The sequence below is a fragment of the Brevundimonas sp. UBA2416 genome (assembly GCF_002343105.1).
GTDB lineage: Bacteria > Pseudomonadota > Alphaproteobacteria > Caulobacterales > Caulobacteraceae > Brevundimonas.
The window spans coordinates 1-494 of sequence record NZ_DDRM01000014.1 but is presented as its reverse complement, the minus strand read 5'-3'; the positions used below and the strand labels follow the sequence as shown (position 1 = coordinate 494).

1 protein-coding gene is annotated in these 494 nt (G+C 68.4%); it reads left to right on the top strand.

What is annotated here, in order from left to right; all coding sequences use genetic code 11:
* On the top strand, window positions 1-494 hold a 494-nt coding region (locus B3E43_RS03585), incomplete at both ends, for an aminotransferase class I/II-fold pyridoxal phosphate-dependent enzyme (protein ID WP_292026676.1).

Genomic DNA, 494 nt, shown 5'->3' with positions numbered 1-494 from the left:
CCGGCCGATGCGCCCAAGCTGATCGCCTTCGAGAGCGTCTATTCCATGGACGGCGACATCGCCGACCTGGCCGGCACCATCGCCCTGGCCCGCAAGTACAATGCCCTGACCTATCTCGACGAGGTCCATGCGGTCGGCCTGTACGGCGAGACCGGGGCGGGCGTGGCCGAGCGGGACGGACTTCTGGACGGGATCGACATCGTCGAATGCACCCTCGGCAAGGCCATCGGCGTCATGGGCGGCTATATCGCCGCTGATGCGGTGATCATCGACGCGGTGCGCAGCTGGGCCTCGGGTTTCATCTTCACCACCAGCCTGCCGCCGGCCCTGACCGCCGGGGCCCTGGCCTCGGTGCGTCATCTGAAGGCCCATCCGGAACTGCGCGAGGCCCACCAGGAGCGCGCCGCGACCCTCAAGGCCCGCTTCAAGGCCGCCGGCATTCCGGTGATGGAGTCGGTCAGCCACATCGTGCCCGTGTTCGTGGGCGATCCGGT